Below are 20043 nucleotides of genomic sequence, written 5' to 3' on the forward strand. Positions count from 1 at the left end.
GAAGAGACAGGAACATCACCACATGTTGAGATTCAAGTTAGTCGGCGCCATCGTCGCCGTCGGCGCTCTCCTGGCCGCATGCAGCGGAACGGGCAGCGACAGCGGCACGTCAGACACCGCCAAGAAGAACTACACGTACGCCGTCATCACCCACGGTGCGCCCGGCGACGCCTTCTGGGACCGGGTCAAGTCCGGCGCCGAGCAGGCCGGCAAGGACTACGGCGTCGAGGTCGACTACAGCTCGGACGCCGATCCGGCCAAGCAGTCGCAGCTGATTGACGGGGCGGTCGCCAAGAAGGTCGACGGCATCGTCGTCTCGATGGCGAACCCCGACGGCCTCGAGGCCAGCGTCAAGAAGGCCGTCGCCGCGGGCGTCCCGGTCATCACGATCAACTCCGGTGTCGACAAGTTCAAGGACTTCGGCGCCATCACCCACATCGGCCAGACCGAGACGATCGCCGGCGAGGCCGTCGGCGAGCGGCTCCAGACCGAGGGTCAGAAGAACGTCATCTGCGTCATCCAGGAGGCCGGCAACGTCGGCCTGGAGGAGCGCTGCAAGGCGATCGCCAACACCTTCGACGGCAAGGTCCAGAACCTGCAGGTCGACGGCACTGACGACAACGCGGTGCAGGCGACCATCACGTCCAAGCTGCAGGCCGACAAGGCGATCGACACCGTCGTGACCCTGGGCGGCCAGTACGCGATCGACGCGTCCTCGGCGGTCAAGGATTCCGGCAGCAAGGCCAAGGTGGCGACGTTCGACCTCTCCGAGGACGTCATCAAGCAGATCCAGGCCGGGACGATCCTGTTCGCGGTCGACCAGCAGCCCTACGTCCAGGGCTTCCTGGGTGTCACGGGCCTGTACCTCAAGTCGATCAACGGCAATGACATCGGAGGCGGCCAGCCGGTCAACTCCGGTCCCGCCTTCATCACGAAGGACAACGCCGACGCGGTCCTGCAGTTCGCTGCGAACGGCACCCGCTGACCTGATCCCGGGGTCCGGGAGACCGGGCCCCGGGGCCAGTCGGCCCCATCCACGCACCTGTGTACTGACCGATCAATGGAGCAGACATGACGACAGCCACCGTCGTTGACGAGCGGGTCGCTCGCACCTCGACCCTGACCACGTTGCTGAAGCGGCCCGAGATCGGCGCGCTCGTCGCGGCGATCGCGATCTTCGCCTTCTTTGCGATCACGACCGACGTGTTCGCGACCCCCAGCGGCGCCAGCACCTGGCTGCGCGGCGCGTCCACGATCGGCATCATGGCCGTGGCAGTGGCGCTCCTCATGATCGGCGGCGAGTTCGACCTGTCGGCAGGAGCCATGACCGGTTTCACGGGTCTGGTCGTCGGTGTGCTGACGACCGAGTACGGCCTCAACATCTGGGCCGCGATCGTCGTGTCGTTGGCGCTCGCACTGGGCGTCGGAGCGATCAACGGGATCCTGGTCATGAAGACGGGCCTCCCGAGCTTCATCGTGACCCTCGGCACCTTCTTCGTGCTGCAGGGCATCGACCTCGCCGGGACCAAGGCGCTGATCGGCCAGGTCGCGATCCAGGGCATGTCCAGCGTCCCGTACTACGACCAGGCCAAGCAGGTCTTCGGGTCGAACCTGAGCGTCAACGGCGGTCTGGTGTACGCGTCGGTGTTCTGGTGGATCGCGGTCACTGCGGTCGCCACCTGGATCCTGCTGCGCACCAAGACCGGCAACTGGATCTTCGCGGTCGGCGGCGCACAGACCGCCGCGCGCCAGGTCGGTGTGCCGGTCTTCAAGACCAAGGTCGGCTTGTTCATGACCACGGCAGGCGCCGGCTGGTTGGTCGGCATGCTCCTCCTCTTCACGACGTCCACGGTGCAGAGCAACACCGGCGTTGGCCAGGAGTTCATCTACATCATCTGCGCCGTGGTTGGCGGCTGCCTCATGACCGGCGGCTACGGCTCGGCGATCGGTGCGGCACTCGGCGCCCTGATCTACGGCATGGTCAACCAGGGGATCGTCTACTCGGGCTGGGACAACAACTGGCTCAAGGCCTTCCTCGGCGTCATGCTGCTGGGAGCGGTCCTCCTCAACGAATGGGTTCGCAAGCGAGCGGAGACGTCACGATGAAGCGCATGTTCGGCAAGTCGACCACGGTCGGTGACACAGCCACCGACCAGCACACACCGGCGGCCGCGGGCACGCCCGTCATCGAGGTCAAGAACATCGGCAAGCACTACGGCAACATCATCGCGCTGAGCGAGGTGTCGACCTCGGTCCGCGCCGGCCAGGTGACCTGCGTGCTGGGTGACAATGGTGCCGGCAAGTCGACCTTCATCAAGATCTTGTCCGGATCCCACGAGCACTCCGACGGCGAGCTGCTGATCGACGGCAAGGCCACTTCGTTCTCGAGCCCCCGTGAGGCGCTCGAGCGCGGCATCGCGACGGTCTACCAGGATCTTGCGGTGGTGTCGTTGATGCCTGTGTGGCGCAACTTCTTCCTCGGCAGCGAGCCGACGGTGGGGTGGGGTCCGTTCAAGAAGCTCGACATCGACTTCATGAAGAAGACCAGCAAGACCGAACTCGCCGCGATGGGCATCGACCTGCGTGACGTCGACCAGCCGATCGGTACGTTGTCCGGTGGCGAGCGGCAGTGCGTCGCGATCGCCCGCGCGGTCTACTTCGGTGCGCGAGTGCTGATCCTCGACGAGCCGACGGCGGCGCTCGGGGTCAAGCAGTCCGGCGTGGTGCTGAAGTACATCGCCAAGGCCCGCGATCGCGGCCTCGGCGTCGTGTTCATCACCCACAACCCGCACCACGCGTATCCCGTGGGGGACCGGTTCATGCTGCTGCGCCGCGGCAAGAGCATGGGCGACTTCCCCAAGGCCGAGATGTCGCTCGACGACCTGACCGCCATGATGGCCGGCGGTGCCGAGCTGGAGTCGCTGGCCCACGAGCTGGAGACAGCAATGGGCGCGGACTCGGACGTGGCCCGGGGGTTCAAGTCCGGGGTGGACGGATGACCGCCGATCTGCGGGTCGGCATCGTCGGGCTCGGCTGGATGGGCCAGGTCCACGCGCGTGCGCTCAGCCGGCTGACGCAGCACTACACCGACAGCCCCTTGGTCCCACGGCTCGTCGCGGTGGCTGACACGGCCGGCGACGACCGCACCGAGCGGGCGGCACGGGCGTACGGATTCGAGCACGTCTTCACCGACTGGCGCGATCTGGTGGCTCGGGACGACATCGACCTGGTGTGCGTGACCGGCCCCAACTTCATCCACCGTGACGTCGCGGTCGCCGCGGCGCAGGCCGGCAAGCACCTGTGGGTCGAGAAACCGGCCGGACGCAGCTCGGTCGAGACCCGCGAGATCGCTGCCGCGGTGGAGGCGGCCGGCGTGCAGTCCGCGGCCGGCTTCAACTACCGCAACGTGCCGGCCGTCGAGCTGGCCCGTGAGCTGGTGTCCACCGGCCGCCTCGGCAGGATCGAGCACACCACGGTCCGGTTCATCTCTGACTATGCGGCCCACCCCGACGGGGCGCTGTCATGGCGATTCCAGAACGAGTTCGCTGGCAGCGGTGTGCTCGGCGACCTGGTCAGTCACGCGGCCGATCTGGCCCGGCACGTCGTCACCGACATTGCCGAGCTGGTGGTCGACCGGGCCACGTTCATCGAGCAGCGTCCGCAGGCGGCGCAGGGCGCCCTGCACTACGAGCGCGGTTCCGGCGAGCTGGGGCACGTCGAGAATGAGGACTACGTCAATGCGCTGCTGCGTTTCGCCGACGGTTCGCGCGGCATCCTGGAGTCCAGCCGTTGTGCCGTCGGCGAGCAGAACACCTACGGAATCGAGGTGCACGGCACCGCCGGCGCCCTCGCGTGGGACTTCCGCCGGATGAACGAGCTGCGGGTGTGCGTCGACCAGGACTTCCAGAACGCCTTTTATGCGACGCACTACGCCGCACCCGGCGACGGTGAGTTCGGCGCGTTCCAGCCGGGGGCGAACAACCCGATGGGCTTCGACGACCTCAAGGTCATCGAGGCCCGCCGGCTGGTCGAGTCGATTGCGACCGGCAAGCCGGTCGGTGCCACTATCCACGATGCGGTCGTGGCCGCAGAGGTCGTCGACGCGATGCTGGAGTCCTCCTCCGAACGAAAGTGGGTCATGCTGTGAGTCTTCGAATCGGTGTCATCGGCGCCGGTGCCATGGGCGCAGACCACATCCGCACGCTGACCAGCAGCGTCCCCTCGGCGCGGGTCTCGGAGGTCTACGACTTCGACACCGGCACCGCCCGGGCCGCAGCGCGTCCGGCCTTCGCGGACGTCGTGTCGTCGGCCGAGGCGCTGATTGATTCGTCGTCCGTCGACGCGGTCATCATCGCGTCGCCGGACCACACGCACGCCGACCTCGTGCGTGCCTGCCTCGACGCGGGCAAGCACGTCCTGTGCGAGAAGCCACTCGCGGTCAACCCCGAGGAGTCCCGCAGCGTCGTCGACGCCGAGGTCGCGGGCGGCCGCCGCCTCGTCCAGGTCGGCTTCATGCGGCGCTACGACCCGGGCTACACCGAGCTGCGCGATGAGCTGCGTTCCGGCCGGCTCGGCGACGTACGCCTGGTGCACCACGTCCACCGCAACGCCTCGAGCCACACCAGCGCGACCGATGCGGGGATCGTGACCGGGTCGATGATCCATGAGCTCGACACGGTCCGCTGGCTGCTGGACGACGAGGTCGCCGAGATCGAGATCGTGTCACCGGTGACCGAGGGGCTGCGTGACCCGCAGCTCGCGACGATCAGGATGAGCCGCGGCACGATCGTGAGCGCCGAGGTCTTCGTCAATGCGTCGTACGGCTACGACATCCGTTGCGAGGTCGTCGGCACGTCCGGCACGGCCGAGCTTCGTCCACTGGCACGCATCAGCACCCGTCGGGCCGGTGCGGAGTCCACCGCGATCCGGGACGACTTCGTTGCTCACTTCGCCACCGCATATCGGCTGGAACTCGCGTCGTGGGTCGAGGACACATTGCGGGACACCGTGCGAGGCCCGAGCGCCTGGGACGGCCATGTCGCCAATGTCATCGCCTCGGCCGGCGTCGCCTCGCTGGTCGTCGGTGGACGGCAACCTGTTCACACCGGTGATCGACCGGATCTCTACGCCGGCTGATCGGAACCCGACACCGCCGGATCGCTGCTCGGCGACCACTGCATGCGGGCGGGTACCGGTCGTCGATCGTGCCCGAAGTCCCATCCCGAAAGGACCTCACATGACCATCAGGATCGGACTGATCGGCGCAGGCCGGATCGGTGCCTCTCACGCGAGGATCATCGCGCGACGCGTCCCGGAGGCGACCCTGGTCGCTGTGGCCGACCCGCGCCCCGGTGTCGCGGCGACACTTGCGGAGCCGCTGGGTGCCCGCGGTCAGACGGACGTCGAAGCACTCCTCGGTGCCGACGACATCGACGCGGTTGTGATCGCGGCATCCTCGACGGCCCATGCCGAGCTGATCGTCTCGGCCGCGGAGGCCGGCCAGCACGTGTTCTGCGAGAAGCCCGCAGGGATGAGCCTGGAGGAGATCGACCGCGGCATCGCGGCGACGGCGAAGGCCGGTGTGGTCCTTCAGGTTGGGTTCAACCGGCGATTCGCAGCCGACTTCCGCGCCGCGCACGAGGCCATCGGCGGCGGCCGGATCGGCGCCGTGCGCCAACTGCGGTCCGTGACTCGCGACCCGGGATCGGGACCGTCCGACCCCGACGCGGTGCCGCCGTGGACCATCTTCACCCAGACGTTGATCCACGACTTCGACACCCTCAACTGGCTGAATCCCGGCGCGCGTGCGCTTGACGTAGTGGTCACGGCCGGCTCGCTCACCGCCCCGGGTCATCCGACGCTGCTGGACCACGCCACCGTCGTGATCCGCTACGACAACGGCGCGATCGCGACCGCCGAGGCGAGCTTCGCTGCCGCGTACGGCTATGACGTACGCGGAGAGGTGCTCGGCTCGGGCGGCATGGTGACGGCGGGTGACGGCGCGTCGACGTCGATGCGTCTCCACGACGCAACCGGACGGATCGCCGCGACCGCGCACGGCGACGTCGAGCTCATGGTCGACGCGTACACCGGCGAGCTCACCGAGTTCGCGATGGCGGTCCGGGACCGGCGGGCACCTTCCGTGACCGGCCAGGACGCCCGGGCGGCGTTCGCGATCGCCCAGGCCTGCATCGAGTCGTACGAGTCGGGCGCCCGCGCGCAGGTGGCGTCATGACGTCGCAGCTCGCCGTGTGCGCCGAGATGGTCTTCACCGACCTGCCGTTGCTCGAGCGGATCGAGCGCATCCACGGGGCAGGCCTCGCGGTCGAGATCTGGGGCTGGACCGACAAGGATGCGACTGCGTTGGCCTCCACCGGGGCGATGTTCACCTCGATGACCGGCTACGTGACGGGGGATCTCATCACTCCCGAGGGTTCCGACGAGCTGCTGCGGACCGCAGAGCTGTCGATCCCGTTCGCCCAGTCGATCGGTTGCCCTTCGCTGAACCTGCACGGTACGGGCCTCGGCGACGGGGGTATCCCGGTCCGCCCGGTCGAGGTGGTGACCGGCGACATGTGGTTGACCGCGGGGCGAACCCTGGGTCGGATCGCCGAGCTGGGGGAGCGGCACGGCATCACCTTCGTGCTCGAGAACCTCAACACCGAGGTCGACCACCCGGGCACCCCGTTCGGGCGGGCCGCGGACACGCTGGCGCTGGTCAGCGCCGTGGGCAGCCCGCACCTCAAGATGAATCTCGATCTCTACCACGCGCAGATCGGCGAGGGGAACCTCGTCGAGCTGATCCGGCGGTCGGCGCCGCACCTGGGCGAGGTCCAGGTCGCCGATGTCCCCGGCCGGTGCGAGCCGGGCACGGGCGAGGTCAGCTGGCCGTTCGTGGCGCGGGCCCTCGTCGACGCCGGCTACGACGGTGTCATCGCGATGGAGGCCTTCGCATCCCAGTCCGGCACGGCAGGCTCTGACCTGGCGATCGAGCGCTTCCGCGAGACGTTCACGATCCACCCCGGGCCCACGGATCTCCCATGACCTCGGGGCGCGCTCGGGAGGCCGCCGCGGCGATGCGAGACCTCAGCGCGGGCACATCCTCGTATGCCATGAGCGAACAGCGGCGTTTTCGCGTGTGTTCGAACCTCGGGCCGTCTAGGTTTGGGAACGTGAACACACCGGATACCAACAGCCCCATGTCGCCGAGAATGGCCGGCGAGGCCGGCCCGTCGGATCTCGACGGCCACATCTACCAGCGACTGCTCAAGGAACGCATCGTGTTCCTGGGCTCGGAGGTCCGCGACTCCAACTCCAACGCGATCTGTGCGCAGATGCTGCTGCTCAACGCCGAGGACCCGCAGGCCGACATCTTCTTGTACATCAACTCCCCGGGCGGCTCCGTCGACTCGGGCATGGCGATCTACGACACGATGCAGTTCATCTCCAACGACGTTGCGACGTTCGGCATGGGCCTGGCGGCCTCGATGGGACAGTTCCTGCTCGCCGCCGGCACCGCTGGCAAGCGCTACGCGTTGCCGCACGCGCGCATCATGATGCACCAGCCCTCGGGCGGCATCGGTGGCTCGGCGTCGGACATCAAGATCCAGGCCCAGCAGAGCGTGCTGCTCAAGAAGCAGCTCAACGAGCTGCAGGCACAGCACAGCGGCCAGACCGTCGAGCAGATCGAGCTCGACTCCGACCGCGACCGGTGGTTCACACCGGAGCAGGCCAAGGAGTACGGACTCATCGATCACGTCGTCGCGAACGCAGGAGATCTGAACTCATGAGCTATTACATCCCGCAATGGGAAGAGCGCACCTCCTACGGCTTCCGCCGCATCGACCCCTACACCAAGCTGTTCGAGGACCGCATCATCATGCTGGGCACCCCGATCAGCGATGACGTGGCCAACGCGGTCATGGCGCAGCTCATGTCGCTGCAGGCCATGGATCCCGACCGCGACATCAGCATCTACATCAACAGCCCCGGTGGTTCGTTCACCGCGCTGACCGCGATCTACGACACGATCCGCTACATCAAGCCGGACGTGCAGACGCTGTGCCTGGGTCAGGCTGCTTCGGCTGCCGCGATCCTGCTCGCGGCTGGCACACCGGGCAAGCGGCTGGCGCTGCCCAACAGCCGCATCCTGATCCACCAGCCCTATACCGAGGGCACCGGTGGACAGATCTCCGACCTCGAGATCCAGGCCAACGAGATCTTCCGGATGCGCGAGCTGATGGAGAAGATGCTCGCCGAGGCCACGGGCAAGCCGATCGAGGAGATCAGCAAGGACGTCGATCGCGACAAGATCCTGACTGCGGAGCAGGCGGTCGAGTACGGCCTGGTCGACGAGGTCCTCAACACGCTCAAGGTTCCCGCGGTCTGACGACACGCACGATCATGACCGGCCCGGCGACCGCGACGAGACGGCATTTCGCCGCTAGGGTGAAACTGTCGACGTCCCGGTCGCGGGCCGGTTCACGCCAACGAAAGGAGTCTTCACGTGGCACGCATTGGTGAGACCGCTGACCTGCTGAAGTGCTCCTTCTGCGGGAAGAGCCAGAAGCAGGTCAAGAAGCTCATCGCCGGTCCCGGCGTATACATCTGTGACGAGTGCATCGACCTCTGTAACGAGATCATCGAGGAAGAGCTCGCCGAAGGTGCCGAGCTCAGCCTGGGCGAACTGCCCAAGCCGCACGAGATCTATGACTTCCTCAACGGCTACGTGATCGGCCAGGACGGCGCCAAGAAGTCGCTCGCCGTCGCGGTCTACAACCACTACAAGCGGGTCCAGGCGCAGGCCGGCAGCACGCGCGGCAAGGATGACCAGGTCGAGCTGGCCAAGTCAAACATCCTGCTGGTGGGTCCGACCGGCTGCGGCAAGACCTATCTGGCCCAGACCCTCGCTCGCATGCTCAATGTGCCGTTCGCGATCGCTGACGCCACGGCGCTGACCGAGGCGGGCTACGTCGGCGAGGATGTCGAGAACATTCTGCTCAAGCTGATTCAGGCTGCGGACTACGACGTCAAGAAGGCCGAGACGGGCATCATCTACATCGACGAGGTCGACAAGATCTCGCGCAAGAGTGAGAACCCCTCCATCACCCGTGACGTCTCCGGTGAGGGCGTCCAGCAGGCGTTGCTCAAGATCCTCGAGGGCACGACCGCCTCGGTGCCGCCGCAGGGCGGGCGCAAGCACCCGCACCAGGAGTTCATCCAGATCGACACGACGAACGTCCTGTTCATCGTGGGCGGCGCCTTCGCGGGCCTGGACCAGATCATCGAGCAGCGCAGCGGCAAGACGAGCTTGGGCTTCAACACTGGCCCCGTCGACGTTGCCAAGACCGTGGCCCCGCAGAAGCTCTACTCCAAGGTGCTGCCGGAGGATCTGCTGAAGTTTGGCCTGATCCCCGAGTTCATCGGTCGCCTGCCGGTCATCGCCGCGGTCGACAACCTCGACAAGGAAGCGCTTGTCGCGATCCTCACCGAGCCACGCAACGCGCTGACCAAGCAGTACATCCGATTGTTCGAGATCGACGGTGTCGAGCTGGAGTTCAGCAAGGAAGCCAGCGACGCGATGGCCGATCTGGCCCTCGCCCGTGGCACCGGCGCACGCGGTCTCCGGTCGATCATCGAGGCCGTGCTCGAGCCGGTGATGTACGAGATCCCGAGTCGCGATGATGTCGCCAAGGTCGTCGTGACCGAGGCGACGGTTGCCGGCACCGAGGGCCCGACGATCCTGACGCACGACGAGGTTGCCAAGAAGGCTTCCTGAACGCAGCCCCTCGGGGCCGCGGCGGCTCTGCCGGTAGGTTGGTGGGATGACTTCTGTCGACATCGCCCTGCTCGGCGCCACCGGTTTCACCGGCGGCCTCACCGCGGACTACCTCTCCACGCACCTCCCCGCAGGCTCGACGTGGGCGATCGCCGGACGCAACCAGGCCAAGCTCGAGGCCGTTGCCGAGCGGGTCCAGAACCTGGGTGGAGTGCGCCCCGAGATCATCTCGGCCGACATCGGCAACACGGACTCGATGGCGGCACTCGCCAGGAGCACCCGCGTTCTCATCACCACAGTGGGGCCTTACCTGCAGCACGGTGAGCCGGCCGTCAAGGCGTGCGCCGAGGCTGGAATCGCGTACGTCGACCTGACGGGAGAGCCGGAGTTCGTCGACCAGATGTGGCTCAAGTACGACGCCGTCGCCCGCGAGACCGGGGCCAAGATCATCCACGCGTGCGGCTTCGACTCGATCCCCTACGACCTTGGCGTGCTCTACACCGTCGAGCAGCTGCCCGAGGGTGTCCCGATCTCGGTCTCCGGCTACATCCGGGCCGGCGGAACTGCATCGGGCGGCACCTACCACTCGGCGATCGGCGCGTTCTCACGTGTTCGCCAGGCCGGCAAAACTGCCGCGGAGCGCAAGCGGTCCGAGGTCCGTCCCGAGGGTCGCAAGGTTCGCGGCGGGGGCAAGATCGGCCGGGGCGCCGGCGGCAAGGGGTGGGCGCTGCCGCTGCCGACGATCGATCCGCAGATCGTGCTGCGCTCGGCCCGCGCGCTGGAGCGCTACGGCCCGGAGTTCAGCTATCAGCACTTCGCCCAGTTCAAGCGGCTCCCGATGCTGGTCGGCACGATCGCCGGCGCGGGCGTGCTGCTGGCCGGCTCGCAGCTCAAGCCAACCCGATCCCTGCTGCTCAAGCTCAAGGACCAGGGCGACGGACCCGACGAGGCCAAGCGGGCCAAGTCGTGGTTCAAGCTGCGCCTCGTGGGCGAGGCCGGAGGCACGAGCGTCACGACCGAGGTCAGCGGCGGAGACCCGGGCTACACCGAGACTGCCAAGATGCTGAGCGAGTCGGCGTTGGCCCTGGCCTTCGACGACCTGCCAACGGTGTCGGGTCAGACGACGACCGCGGTCGCGATCGGCGACGCGTTGATAGCGCGACTCCAGCAAGCGGGCATCAACTTCCGCACGCTGTGAGGACAACGGTGTGGGACGCCGTGTGACGAACTCGTCGCGCGACCATCTCACACCGTTCCGGAAGGGCGCTGCCGGCGGTCCGTCGTAGGCTTGGAGCATGGACTTCGCAGGATCCATCACCCACCTTCTGGCCTCGGGTGATGCTCCGCCCGGCCTGCTCCCCGCACGTGAGCAGATGGCCTTGTCGCTCGGCTGGCACATCATCCTGGCGTGCTTCGGCGTCGCTTTCCCGGCCATGATCTACGTCGTGCACCGGCGTGGACTCGTGCGCAACGACCCCGTCGCGCTGGCGCTCGCGCGCCGCTGGGCGAAGGTCTCGGCGGTGCTGTTCGCGATCGGCGCGGTGTCCGGCACCGTGCTGAGCTTCGAGATGGGCATCCTGTGGCCCGGGCTGATGGGCCGCTTCGGCGATGTGCTCGGCCTGCCGTTCGCGTTCGAGGGCCTGTCGTTCTTCGTGGAGGCGATCTTCCTGGGCATCTACCTGTACGGCTGGGACCGCATGCCGCCGCGCCGCCACCTGGCGATGCTCATTCCGATGGCGGCAGCGGGGGTGGCCGGCACGTTCTTCGTCGTGTCGGTCAACGCATGGATGAACAATCCGACCGGCTTTCGGATCGTCGACGGCGTGGTCACCGACGTGCACCCGTGGCAGGCGATGTTCAACGACGGCGTCTGGCTGCAGTTCGCGCACATGTGGGTTGGTGCGTTCATGGTGGTCGGCTTCGTGGTCTCCGGCGTCTACGCCGCGGGGATGCTGAGGGGTCGGCGCGACGCCCACCACCGGCTCGGCTTCACGGTGCCGTTCGTGTTCGCGACGATTGCTGCCGTGACACAGCCGCTGATCGGGCACGTCCTGGGTCTGCGGGTGGGTGACACCCAGCCGGCGAAGCTGGCGGCGTTCGAGCTGGCCACGACGACCGAGCAACCAGCCCCGCTCCGTCTCGGCGGGATCCTGATCGACGGCAAGGTCTACGGAGCGATTGACATCCCCAAGATCGGTTCCCTGATCGCCCGCAACTCCTTCGACAAGCCTGTGCCCGGGCTCGACACCATCCCGCTGGCGGACCAGCCGCCGGTCAACATCACTCATTTGGCCTTCCAGTCGATGGTCGGCATCGGCACGCTGCTGGCCGTCGCCGCGGTGATGTTCTGGGTGTTCCGCTGGCGGGGCCGCGACCTGCTGTCGAGTCGCTGGTTCCTGCGGGGATCGGTCATCGCGGGACCATTGGCGATCATCGCGCTGGAGTGTGGATGGATCGCGACCGAGGTGGGTCGCCAGCCGTGGACCGTGTGGCAGGTGCTGCGCACCAACGAAGCCGCCAGCACCAGCGGTGGACTCTGGTGGAGCTATGCCGCGGCTGTCGTGGTGTATCTCGGCATGACGATCGGCGCCTTCGTCGTGCTCCGCTCGATGGCGCGACGCTGGCGAGCAGGCGAGGAGGATCTGCCGAGCCCGTACGGCCCGGCCGCACCGGTCGACGAGGAGGCAGGTCGATGAGCCTTGCTGTGCTCGTGGCGGTGGCGATGTTTGCCGGGGTCGTGCTCTATGCCTTGTTCGGTGGGGCAGACTTCGGCTCGGGCTTCTACGACCTGACCGCAGGTGGCTCCCGGCGCGGCGGCGAGCTGAGAGCACTGATCGACCACAGCATCGGCCCGGTGTGGGAGGCCAACCATGTGTGGCTGATCTACATCCTGGTGATCTGGTGGACCGGCTTCCCCGAGACGTTCGCGGCAGTGACGACGACACTGACCCTTCCCCTGGCCCTTGCCCTGGCCGGCATCGTCCTGCGAGGTGCGAGCTTCGTGTTCCGCAAGTACGCCGGCTCGCTGGCACAGGCGCGGCTCTTTGGCGCGGTGTTCGCCGGCTCGTCCCTGATCACACCGTTCTTCCTCGGCGCCGTGGCCGGCGCCGTGGCATCGGGGCGCGTCCCGGCTGCGGGCAACGGCGACCAGCTTGGCTCATGGCTGCATCCGACGTCGTTGTTCGGCGGTCTGATCGCCGTCGGCACCTGCGCATTCCTGGCCGGTGTCTTCCTCACCGCTGATGCGGCACGGTCGGGGCACTCGGGGTTGGCCGAGACGCTCCGGATCCGGACGCTCGGCGTCGGAATCGCCACAGGGGCGATCGTGTTCGCGGCGCTGATCCCCATTCGGCAGGATGCGCCGACCCTCAGCGACCGACTGCTCGGCTCAGCCGCACCGCTCATCGTGATCTCTGCCATGGCGGGCCTCGCGACCCTGGTCCTCGTGCACCGTCGGCACTACTCGCCCGCACGTCTGGGCGCGGTCGCTGCCGTGGCGTCGGTCGTGATCGGCTGGGGTGTGGCTCAGTATCCGTGGATGCTGGTCGACCAGGTCAGCATCCAGGACGCTGCCGGTGCGCCCGCCACGCTGCAGGGCCTGCTGGTCGTCGTCGCTCTCGCCGGGGTCATCGTCGTGCCTGCGCTGGCGTACCTGTTCCGACTGACGCAGAGCGAGCCCTGGACGAGCGGCTAGAGCCGGACGACCTGGGGGAGTGGCGGCAGGTCTGCCGGAGTCGGCATCGTCGAGCCGGGGAGGGATGCCGCTGCGCTGCCGTACGCGATCGCAAGGGCCAGCCTGTCTGCCGGACCGGCGCCGTCCAGTGCTCCGACGAGATAGCCGGCCAGGGCAGAGTCGCCGGCGCCGACCGTGCTGCGGGCGGTGATCGTGGGCGCAGGGGCGGACCAGAGGCCCTCGAGACTCATCAGCAGGGCGCCTTGACCGCCCAGGGTCAACAGGATCTCGCCGACGCCCCGATCGAGCAGGGGTCGGGCGGTTTCGTACGCCGTCTGTGGATCTCCCTCGAACAGGCTTGCCGGCACGTCCAGCAGTTCGCCGAGCTCGTCGGAGTTGGGTTTGATCAGGTCGATCCGTTCGGCCGCTCGGTCGAGTGTCTTGCGCAGCGAGGTGCCCGAGGTGTCGACCGCGATCTGCAGGCCGTCGCCGTGGACTGCCTCGACGACATCGGCGTACCAGCCTGCGTCGACCCCAGGTGGCAGCGAGCCGGACAGGACAGCCCACCTCGCGCCGACCGCCTCGCGGGCGACCTCCCGCACGAGTCGCTCGAGCTGCTTCGGCGACAGCGGGGATCCGGGCGCATTGATCTTCGTCGTGACCCCGTCGGGCTCCGCCAGAGTCAGGTTGACCCTGGCGGCCACGCCGGTCGGCACGGCCCGATGCGTCAGGCCCAGCTCACGCAGGCGGGTCATCAGGGGGTCGTCATGATCGCCGGGCAGGACCGCGACGGCCAGCTGACCGGCCGCCCGCACGACCTGGGCGACGTTGACACCCTTGCCCCCGGCCTGGTCGGCGGCGCTGACAGAGCGCATGACTCCGCCGCGGTCCAGCGGGCCACCGAGTCCGATCGTGCGATCGATGCTGGGATTGGGAGTCAGCGTGACGATCATGCGAGAACGACCTTGATTCCGTGCTCGCGCAGTGCGGCCACGTCGCGGTCTGAGGCGCCCGTGTCGGTCACGACTACGTCGAGATCGTCGTAGGACGCGAAGGAGAAGACGTGGTCGGCGGAGAACTTCGACGAGTCGAACAGGGCGACGACCATGCGGGCTGACCGGGCGAGGGCCCGCTTGACCGCGGCCTCCTCCGCATCCGGCGTGCTCAGGCCGTGGCTGGGCGACGCGGCGTTCGTGGCGATGAAGCCCACGTCGACCTGGACCAGGGCGAGTGCGTCGACCGTGGCCTGTCCGACGGCCGCGGCGGTCACCCCACGCACTCGGCCGCCCAGGAGGTGCAGGCTGACCGAGGGGATGGCGCTGAGCTTGGTGGCCGTTGGCAACGCGTGCGTAATTGCCGTCAGCGGGTGGTCGAGTGGGATTGAGTCGACCAGATGGCTGATCGTGGTGCCGGCATCCATGACGACGCTTCCGCCGGGGTCGGGGAGGAACTCGATCGCGGCCCGGGCAATGCGGTCCTTCTGCTCGGCATTGGTGCTGGACCGCTGCGCGAGACCGGGCTCGAGGACCATCAGGGCACGTGCAGCGACGGCGCCGCCATGGACCCGCTGGGCGAGTCCGTCGCGCTCCAGGACTGCGAGGTCGCGACGGATCGTCTCGCTGCTGACCTCGAGCTCGTCGGCCAGGTCCATGACTGAGAGCCGACCGTCATGCCGGAGTCGATCGGCGAGAAGCTGCTGTCGTTCTGCGGCGTACACGGGGCTCCTCAGTGGATCTCGATGAAGCGATCATCACAAACGTGGTTATGTGTGGTTTTCAGGCAATCTACATATTGTTTTACGTCCGAATGCGTGTAAAGTCAAGAAAACCTCGTGAGGTGCATCACAGCCCTCCGTGACGCTCAAGGAGTCCAGATGTCGACGATTCTCCATGGCAACGGTGTGGTTCCGGGCATTGGGGTCGGCCCTGTCGTCCGGCCGATGCCACGGCCCGAGATCCCGCGGGACGAGGATGCCCCGGACCCCGAGGTGGGCGCGGCGCGATTCAGTGAGGCGGCCTCGCTCGTGGCTGACCGGCTAGCAGCGCGTGCGGGTCAGGCCAGTGGCGCGGCGTCCGAGGTGCTCATGGCGACGTCGTCGTTGGCTCGTGACCGTGGCCTCGTTGCTCTGGTCCACAAGCGACTCGACGAAGGCATGGGCATCTGCGCGTCGACGGCCGGCGCGATCGAGGAGCTCAGCGCGATGTTCGCCGCGGCCGGTGGATTGATGGCCGAGCGGGTGACAGATCTGCAGGACATTCGCGACCGGGTCGTGGCCGAGCTGACGGGTCAGCCGGAGCCGGGCATCCCGACACCGGATGTCGCCTCGGTGCTGTGCGCCGACGATCTTGCCCCGGCCGACACCGCCGGTCTGGATCCAGCCTCGATCATTGCTATCGCGACATCGCTGGGCGGCGCGACGAGCCACACCACGATCATTGCCCGCCAGCTCGGCATCCCGTGCGTCGTGGGCACTGACGGCCTCGACGACATTGCCGAGGGCACCGCGGTGCTGGTCGACGGCTCGACCGGCGAGGTCATCCTGGACCCGGATCCAGAGCTCGCGCGCGTACGCACCGAGGCCGCCGCTGCGGTGGGGGCTGCTGCCGCCTCGTGGCTCTCGCCAGGGGCGACGTCTGACGGCCACTCGATCGATGTGCTCGCGAACGTGCAGGACGGGGCAGGAGCCCGGAGGGCCGCCGAGACGCAGGTCCAGGGCGTCGGCCTGTTCCGCACCGAGCTGTGCTTCCTCGATCGGGATGTCGAGCCGACCGTCGCGGAGCAAGCAGAGATCTACCGCGAGGTCTTCGCGGCGATGGGGGACCGCAAGGTCGTGATCCGGACGCTCGACGCCGGATCGGACAAGCCGGTCAGCTTCGCGACGATCAAGGACGAGCCCAATCCCGCTCTGGGAGTGCGCGGCATGCGTCTGGGTATGCGCGACGAAGGACTCATGGATCGGCAGCTCGACGCGATTGCGCTCGCAGCGGCCGAGTCAACCGGGCCGGTCTGGGTCATGGCGCCGATGGTGGCGACCGAGGACGAGGCCGAGTGGTTCGGAGCGAAGGTTCGCGCCCGAGATCTGGTGCCGGGCGTCATGATCGAGATCCCGAGCGCGGCGCTGCTGGCTGACCGCATCCTGCGGCACGTCGACTTCGTGTCGATCGGCACGAACGACCTGAGCCAGTACGCCTTCGCGGCCGATCGGATGTCGCCGTCGCTGTCCAGACTGACCGACCCCTGGCAGCCGGCGCTGCTGGCGCTGATCGAAAGGGTCGCCGGAGCCGGGCTCGACGCCGACAAGCCGGTCGGGGTGTGTGGCGAGGCGGCGGCAGATCCGCAGCTCGGCTGTGTCCTGGTCGGACTGGGAGTCAGCTCGCTCTCGTCCGCCGCGACAGCAGCGCCTCTGGTCGGCGCCACGTTGGCCGGGGTGACGCTCGAGGCCTGTCAGGCTGCCGCTCGGGCCGCCCTGGGCGCCAAGGGGCCCGCCGAGGCGCGCGAGGCCGCGGCTTCTCACCTCGGCTGAGCCGGACCCACCGGACGGATCCTCACCGGGACAGCGAGACGCCCCGACCGCACGCAGCAGGTCGGGGCGTCTCGGATCGGGACTTCCTACTGTTGGGGCTCGATCGTGACCTTGATGCCCTCACCGCTGCGAACGATGTCGATCGCCTTGGGCACGTCGATCAGGGGCAACCGGTGCGTGATCAGGTCGAGGACCGGGACGGCTCCCGTCGCGATCCGGTCGAGCGCGTCCTTGTTGTTGGCCGGCGACGATCCATTGGCTCCGACTATCGTGAGCTCGCGGTAGTGCACCAGATTGGAGTCCAGCGTGATGGTCGGCTTGTCCTTGGGTAGGCCACCGAAGAAGCTGATGCGACCCTGCCGAGCGGCGTACTGGATCGCCTGCTCCTGCGCGATACCGGCCGCGGTCGCCGTGATCGCGACGTCGACACCGCGGCCGTTCGTCAGGTCCATGACCGCCTCGACGACGTCGACCTCGCCAGCACAGATCGTCTCGTCGGGCTTGACGATGCTCGCGGCCTGCTCGAGTCGGGACCGGTTGAGCTCGATCAGGGTGATGCGGCGGGCGCCGTTGGCGCGGGCCAGGCGTACGTGCAGGCAGCCGATCGGACCCGAACCGACGACGACGACGTCGTCGCCCTCGCCGACCCGGGCCAGGTTCTGCGCGTTGATCGCGCAGGCGAACGGTTCCGCGACGGAAGCCTCGGCATAGCTGAGGCCCTCGGGGATGCGATTGAGACCATCGACCTTGAGCACGGCCTGGGGCACGATCATGAATTCCGCGAACCCACCGTCGAACTGATATCCCATCGACACCTGGTTGGGGCAGACCGACATCTTGCCGTGCGTGCACTCGTCGCACACACCACATGGCACGGCGGCAATGACCTGGACCCGGTCGCCGGCCTGCCAACCGGGCACGGCCGAGCCGACCTCGACGACCTCGCCGGCGATCTCGTGGCCGATGACGCGCGGCGGGTCAAGGTTCTGGTGGCCGGCCGAGAAGATCTTGACGTCGGTGCCGCACGTCGACGTTGCCCAGACCTTGATCTTGACCTCGTCGGGCCCGGGCGTCGGCTCGTCGGCATCTTCGTACCGCAGATCGCCGGGGGCGTAGAAGCGCACTACCTTCATGAGTCGTCTCCTTCGGAGGGTTGCAGCAGACGGAGGACCGACTCGACGTCGGATGCCTCGCGGAGCTGTCGGGCCTGGTCTGGATCGACCAGGATCATGGCGAGCTGGGACAGGATGCCGACGTGGTTGTCGCCGATCGCGGCGATGCCGATCGCGACCCGGACGTCGTGCCCGTTCCAGTCGACACCGTCGGGGAAGCGCACGAACGAGAGCGCATCGCGGCGGACGGTGTCCTTGCTCTCGACCGTGCCGTGGGGGATCGCGAAGCCTTCACCCATGTAGGTCGACACGGACTGCTCACGGGCGAGCATCGCGTCGACGTAGGTCGGGTCGACCGCTCCGGCATCGACCAGGACGCCACCGGTGATCCGGATGGCCTCCTCGGCGGAGGACGCGGATGCCGCGAGTTGCACGGCGTCGCGGCTGAGCAGGTCAGCCATGGACCTGCCCGCCGTCCTTGAGGGTCTTGACCAAGGCAGTGACGGCCGGATCTCCGAGGAACACCTGGAAGGTCACGACCGGCTTGCCGGGTGCGCTGGAACGCGCCCGTTCGGCCAGGGACTTGTGACACACCACGACGTCGGCATCGTCAGGTATGGCACCGACGGGGGTGTGCTCGACCGTGATGTTGGTCTTCTTGAGCTGTCCACGCAGGGTGCTGGCCAGCATCACACTGCTGCCCATCCCGGCGTCGCACGCCACGATCAGCTTGCGTACGGCGTTGGCGTCAATGGTGTTGGTCATGTCAGGCCTCCTGCATCTCGGTGTCGGATTCAACGGATTCGTCATCGCTGCCGTGCCCGAAACCGAGCAGCAGCGAGGCGACGAAGAAGGAGACGGCCGCGGAGACCGTCACGCCGAGGAGCATGCCGCCGTAGTTGCCGAAGCCCTTCGGGGTCTGGGCGAGATAGGCGAAGATGCTGCCCGGTGAGGGCGAGGCAACCAGACCGGCACCGGTGAGCTGGAAGGTCGCGATGCCTGCTGCGCCGCCGGCGATCACGGCGAGGATTAGTTTGGGCTTCATCAGGATGTACGGGAAGTAGATCTCGTGGATGCCGCCGAAGAACTGGATGATGATCGCTGCCGGCGCCGAGGCGCGCAACGAGCGCGGTCCGAAGAGCCAGTAGGCGAGCAGGATGCCCAGACCGGGTCCGGGGTTGGACTCCAGCATGAACAGGACCGACTTGCCTTTCTCGGCCGCCTCAGTGACGCCGAGCGGGGTCAGCACGCCGTGGTTGATCGCATTGTTGAGGAACAGCACCTTGGCCGGTTCGATCACGAACGAGGCGAGCGGCAGCATGTTGTTGTCGACGAGCTTCTCGACGCCGTTCCCGAGCCATGTCGTGAGGTGCTCGACGACGGGGCCGGCGCCCTTGAGGCCGACGATCGCCAGCAGCATGCCCACGATCCCGGCCGTGAAGTTGTCGATCAGCATCTCGAACCCGGGCTTGACCTTGCCTTCGATCGACTCGTCGAGCTTCATGATGATCCAGCCGCCCAGGGGGCCCATGATCATGGCGCCGAGGAACATCGGCACGTCCGTGCCGACGATCACGCCCATCGTGGCGACGGCGCCGACTACGCCGCCTCGATGGCCGTGGACCATCTTTCCGCCGGTGAAGCCGATCAGGAGCGGCAGCAGGAACAGGATCATCGGACTGACGAGGGTGGCGATGTCCTTGTTGGGGATCCATCCGTCCGGGATGAAGATCGCGGTGATCAGACCCCACGCGATGAAGGCGCCGATATTCGGCATGACCATTCCGGCGAGCTTGGATCCGAATCTCTGGATCTTGGCCCGGAGGCCGTCACCCGCGGCATGCGGCGTGTAGTTGGACATGAGGACTCCTCGACTGAGCGCGAGGGATCGCAGCAACTTCCGCGAACCCGTGTGACATGTGCCACGCCTCCATCAAATGCCCGATCATGTGGTTTT

General features: G+C 67.5%; 20 protein-coding genes. 14 read left to right on the top strand and 6 right to left on the bottom strand.

What is annotated here, in order from left to right:
* Window positions 1–22 precede the first annotated feature (22 nt).
* From C6I20_RS04140 to C6I20_RS04200, 13 genes are all read left to right on the top strand, one after another.
* Window positions 23–985, top strand: coding sequence for a sugar ABC transporter substrate-binding protein (locus tag C6I20_RS04140; RefSeq protein WP_118394804.1), 963 nt, complete (start codon window positions 23–25; stop codon window positions 983–985).
* Between the two features lie 86 nt (window positions 986–1071).
* A complete protein-coding gene (locus tag C6I20_RS04145; protein ID WP_118394805.1) occupies window positions 1072–2106 on the top strand; it encodes an ABC transporter permease in 1035 nt (344 codons plus the stop codon).
* A complete protein-coding gene (locus tag C6I20_RS04150) occupies window positions 2103–2999 on the top strand; it encodes an ATP-binding cassette domain-containing protein (protein WP_118394806.1) in 897 nt (298 codons plus the stop codon). Before C6I20_RS04145 ends, C6I20_RS04150 begins: the two co-directional genes overlap by 4 nt.
* The gene (locus C6I20_RS04155) at window positions 2996–4147 is read left to right on the top strand and encodes a Gfo/Idh/MocA family protein (RefSeq protein WP_118394807.1); all 1152 of its coding nucleotides are present in this window, start codon (window positions 2996–2998) and stop codon (window positions 4145–4147) included. Before C6I20_RS04150 ends, C6I20_RS04155 begins: the two co-directional genes overlap by 4 nt.
* A complete protein-coding gene (locus C6I20_RS04160; protein ID WP_118394808.1) occupies window positions 4144–5136 on the top strand; it encodes a Gfo/Idh/MocA family oxidoreductase in 993 nt (330 codons plus the stop codon). The genes C6I20_RS04155 and C6I20_RS04160 overlap by 4 nt, the downstream gene beginning before the upstream one ends.
* Window positions 5137–5236: 100 nt before the next feature.
* Entirely contained in the window at window positions 5237–6235 is a 999-nt protein-coding gene (locus C6I20_RS04165) for a Gfo/Idh/MocA family oxidoreductase (RefSeq protein ID WP_118394809.1), read from the top strand.
* Window positions 6232–7044, top strand: a complete 813-nt coding sequence (locus tag C6I20_RS04170; RefSeq protein WP_118394810.1) for a TIM barrel protein — start codon at window positions 6232–6234, stop codon at window positions 7042–7044. Before C6I20_RS04165 ends, C6I20_RS04170 begins: the two co-directional genes overlap by 4 nt.
* Window positions 7045–7211: 167 nt before the next feature.
* On the top strand, window positions 7212–7790 hold the full coding sequence (locus C6I20_RS04175) for an ATP-dependent Clp protease proteolytic subunit (RefSeq protein ID WP_118394811.1): 579 nt from the start codon (window positions 7212–7214) through the stop codon (window positions 7788–7790).
* Window positions 7787–8389: an ATP-dependent Clp protease proteolytic subunit gene (locus C6I20_RS04180; protein ID WP_118394812.1), complete on the top strand. Its 603-nt coding sequence runs from the start codon at window positions 7787–7789 to the stop codon at window positions 8387–8389. The genes C6I20_RS04175 and C6I20_RS04180 overlap by 4 nt, the downstream gene beginning before the upstream one ends.
* 117 nt (window positions 8390–8506) lie before the next feature.
* On the top strand, window positions 8507–9778 hold the full coding sequence (clpX, locus tag C6I20_RS04185; protein WP_118394813.1) for an ATP-dependent Clp protease ATP-binding subunit ClpX: 1272 nt from the start codon (window positions 8507–8509) through the stop codon (window positions 9776–9778).
* Window positions 9779–9824: 46 nt separating this feature from the next.
* Window positions 9825–10976: a trans-acting enoyl reductase family protein gene (locus tag C6I20_RS04190; protein WP_118394814.1), complete on the top strand. Its 1152-nt coding sequence runs from the start codon at window positions 9825–9827 to the stop codon at window positions 10974–10976.
* Between the two features lie 97 nt (window positions 10977–11073).
* Window positions 11074–12474, top strand: a complete 1401-nt coding sequence (locus C6I20_RS04195; protein WP_118394815.1) for a cytochrome ubiquinol oxidase subunit I — start codon at window positions 11074–11076, stop codon at window positions 12472–12474.
* Complete coding sequence (locus C6I20_RS04200) at window positions 12471–13472, top strand: cytochrome d ubiquinol oxidase subunit II (RefSeq protein WP_118394816.1); 1002 nt, start codon at window positions 12471–12473, stop codon at window positions 13470–13472. The genes C6I20_RS04195 and C6I20_RS04200 overlap by 4 nt, the downstream gene beginning before the upstream one ends.
* Here C6I20_RS04200 and C6I20_RS04205 read toward each other — a convergent pair.
* Both C6I20_RS04205 and C6I20_RS04210 read right to left on the bottom strand, forming a co-directional pair.
* Window positions 13469–14404, bottom strand: a complete 936-nt coding sequence (locus tag C6I20_RS04205; RefSeq protein ID WP_118394817.1) for a 1-phosphofructokinase family hexose kinase — start codon at window positions 14402–14404, stop codon at window positions 13469–13471. The genes C6I20_RS04200 and C6I20_RS04205 overlap by 4 nt on opposite strands.
* Complete coding sequence (locus C6I20_RS04210; protein WP_118394818.1) at window positions 14401–15168, bottom strand: DeoR/GlpR family DNA-binding transcription regulator; 768 nt, start codon at window positions 15166–15168, stop codon at window positions 14401–14403. The genes C6I20_RS04205 and C6I20_RS04210 overlap by 4 nt, the downstream gene beginning before the upstream one ends.
* A 156-nt stretch (window positions 15169–15324) precedes the next feature.
* Between C6I20_RS04210 and C6I20_RS04215 the strand changes: the two genes are divergently transcribed.
* The gene (locus tag C6I20_RS04215) at window positions 15325–16974 is read left to right on the top strand and encodes a phosphoenolpyruvate--protein phosphotransferase (RefSeq protein WP_118394819.1); all 1650 of its coding nucleotides are present in this window, start codon (window positions 15325–15327) and stop codon (window positions 16972–16974) included.
* Window positions 16975–17060: 86 nt separating this feature from the next.
* On the opposite strand, the gene C6I20_RS04220 is transcribed toward C6I20_RS04215, so the two are convergent.
* The 4 genes from C6I20_RS04220 to mtlA are packed head-to-tail and all read right to left on the bottom strand — an operon-like array spanning window position 17061 to window position 19947.
* Window positions 17061–18107, bottom strand: coding sequence for a zinc-dependent dehydrogenase (locus C6I20_RS04220; RefSeq protein WP_118394820.1), 1047 nt, complete (start codon window positions 18105–18107; stop codon window positions 17061–17063).
* Window positions 18104–18547 carry a PTS sugar transporter subunit IIA gene (locus C6I20_RS04225; RefSeq protein WP_118394821.1) on the bottom strand — a complete coding sequence of 148 codons (444 nt, stop codon included), beginning with the start codon at window positions 18545–18547 and terminating at the stop codon, window positions 18104–18106. Before C6I20_RS04225 ends, C6I20_RS04220 begins: the two co-directional genes overlap by 4 nt.
* On the bottom strand, window positions 18540–18851 hold the full coding sequence (locus C6I20_RS17595) for a PTS lactose transporter subunit IIB (protein ID WP_118394822.1): 312 nt from the start codon (window positions 18849–18851) through the stop codon (window positions 18540–18542). The genes C6I20_RS04225 and C6I20_RS17595 overlap by 8 nt, the downstream gene beginning before the upstream one ends.
* 1 nt (window position 18852) lies before the next feature.
* Entirely contained in the window at window positions 18853–19947 is a 1095-nt protein-coding gene (mtlA, locus tag C6I20_RS04235) for a PTS mannitol transporter subunit IICB (protein WP_118394823.1), read from the bottom strand.
* Between the last annotated feature and the right edge of the window lie 96 nt (window positions 19948–20043).

The organism is Aeromicrobium sp. A1-2 (genome assembly GCF_003443875.1).
Lineage (GTDB): Bacteria > Actinomycetota > Actinomycetes > Propionibacteriales > Nocardioidaceae > Aeromicrobium.